The organism is Longimicrobium sp. (assembly GCF_036280135.1).
Classification (GTDB): domain Bacteria; phylum Gemmatimonadota; class Gemmatimonadetes; order Longimicrobiales; family Longimicrobiaceae; genus Longimicrobium.
In genome coordinates this window covers 1-2,349 of the sequence record NZ_DASURI010000171.1, presented here as the reverse complement: position 1 = coordinate 2,349, position 2,349 = coordinate 1, and the positions used below count along the sequence as shown (strand labels likewise).

Here is a 2,349-nt window from a genome sequence, read left to right as displayed (position 1 = left end):
GGATGACGCTTTCGAGCCAAGGTTCGGCAACACCCTCTCACGAAACGAAGGCTTTTCCGTCCAGGACAAGGTGAGGCGAGCGCGACCCACTGGCGCGACTCAGGAAACGATGCGGCCCCGCGACGATTGCTCGTCGCGGGGCCGCCGCTCATCCACCGAAAGATCGTCCGCGCGTCAGGCGCCGGCGCCCACCTGCGTGGCCACGCGCTCGCCGGAGAGCTGGCCGCGCTCGGACGGCTTGCCGGCCGAACCCGCGCCGGGCGCCGGCGGGGCGCCCGTGCCCTCGTCGGGCCACGCCTGGATGGCGCCGTCCTCGATCCACGCGTACTTGCCCTTGAGCACGTCCTGCGCGAGGCGGTACGTGCTCTCGTCGGCGTTGTTGCCGATCTCGGCGAACAGCGCGCGAATGCGCATGCGCGACCGCTTGGCGAACACGTCGGCCAGGCGCGCGGCGTCGCGGCCGTGCGGAAGGCTGCGCATGGACTGCGCACGCACGCACGCGCAGCTGATGGCGTACAGTTCCGCGCCAATGTCCACGAAGCGCGCCAGCAGCTTGCCCTTGCGCTCCAGCTTTGCCTGGTGCTTGCCCATGGCGTAGAACATCTCGCGCGCCAGCTTGCGGCTGGTGCGCTCCACGTAGCGAACGTGCTTGGCCAGCGGGCCAAACTCGCCGTACGTGCCCGGAAGCTGGCCGCTGCCCACCAGCCGCTTGGGGAACCACCCCGCGTACCACAGGCCCGCCTTGGCCATGGCGGCGAGCTTTTGCCCCGCGCCAATGCCGGGCTTGATCATGTCGCCGGCCACGGAAAGGTGCGTGTCCACCGCCTCGCGGGCAATGAACAGGTGCATGATCTCGCTGGTGCCCTCGAAGATGCGGTTGATGCGGAAATCGCGCATCATCCGCTCCACGGCGATGGGCTTTTCCCCGCGCGCCTTGAGCGAATCCGCCGTCTCGTAGCCGCGGCCGCCGCGGATCTGCACCAGGTCGTCGATGAGCTTCCAGCCCACCTCCGACGTCCACAGCTTGGCGATGGCCGCCTCCAGGCGGATGTCGTTCTGCGCCTGGTCGGCCAGGGCGCTGGACATCTCGGCCATGGCCTCGATGCCGAACGCGTCGGCCGCCATGCCGCCCAGCATCTGCGCAACCTCGTCGTGCTTGCCCACGGGCTGGCCCCACTGCACGCGCTCCGCCGCCCACTTGCGGGCCACCTGCACGGCGGCCTTGGCGCCGTACGCCGCGCTCATGGGCAGCGTAAGCCGGCCCGTGTTGAGCGTGACCAGGGCCAGCTTGAGGCCCTTGCCCTCGCCCCACAGGATGTCCTCGCGCGGCACCACCACGTTGTCGAACGTGATCACCGCGTTCTGCAGCGCCTTGAGGCCCATGAAGCGGCAGCGCTGGGCAATGGTCACGCCCGGCGTCCTGGTGTCGACGATGAAGGCCGTGATCTGCGGGATGGGCTTGCCGTTCTTGATCTTGTCGGGCGTGCGGGCCATCACCACCAGCAGCTCGGCCATGGTGCCGTTGGTGCACCACAGCTTCTGGCCGTTGATGACGAACGACTTGCCGTCCTCCGTGGGCGTGGCCGTCGTGCTGAGGGCCGCCGGGTCCGAGCCCACGCCGTCTTCCGTGAGCGCGAACGCGCTGATGGCGCCCTTGGCAATGCGGGGCAGGTACTTCTTCTTTTGCTCCGGGGTGCCAAAGAGCTTTACGGGCTGGGGAACGCCGATGGACTGGTGCGCCGACAGCAGGGCCGTGAGGTTGCCGTCCTTGCTGGTGACCATGCCGATGGTGCGGCCGTAGCCCACCTGGCTCAGGCCGATGCCGCCGTACTCCTCGGGGATCTTGAGGCCGAACGCGCCCACTTCGCGAAGCTCCTGGACCACGTCGGCGGGCAGCTCGCCCGTGCGGTCGATCTCGTCGCTGTCCACCCGCTCGATGATGGGCCGGAGCTTCGCGATGTACGCGTCGGTCTTGGCCTTGTCCTCGGGCGTCTGCTGCGGGTACGGGTGGATCAGGTCGAGGCGGAAGTTGCCCAGGAAGAGCTCACGCACAAAGCTGGGCGCGGTCCACTCGGTCTCGCGCGCCGCCTCGGCGACTTCGCGGGATTCCTGCTCGCTGGGCTGCTGCCCGTTGTTGGCACTCATGCTCGTCAGTCCTCGTGAAGTGAGCGGGCGTCGGCGTGTGTCCCCGCCGGGCAAACGGCAGGCCGTCCGGTTTAGCCACGAGGCTGAACATAAAGGTGAGCACGGCTCACGCAACACCCTTGCACGGCGCCGTCGAACGGTGTTCGGCGGGTTGACGGGAGCACGGCGTGCACGGGGATTCGCCCGGAGGGGGATGATGCGGAT

At 68.7% G+C, this 2,349-nt stretch carries 1 protein-coding gene; it reads right to left on the bottom strand.

What is annotated here, in order from left to right:
• Nucleotides 1-174 precede the first annotated feature (174 nt).
• Nucleotides 175-2,145 carry an acyl-CoA dehydrogenase family protein gene (locus VFZ20_RS05160; RefSeq protein WP_329682767.1) on the bottom strand — a complete coding sequence of 657 codons (1,971 nt, stop codon included), beginning with the start codon at nt 2,143-2,145 and terminating at the stop codon, nt 175-177.
• Between the last annotated feature and the right edge of the window lie 204 nt (nt 2,146-2,349).

Excerpts from the sequence above, each read along its gene's own strand:
- VFZ20_RS05160 (WP_329682767.1), bottom strand. The coding sequence starts at position 2,145 with ATGAGTGCCAACAACGGGCAGCAGCCCAGCGAGCAGGAATCCCGCGAA.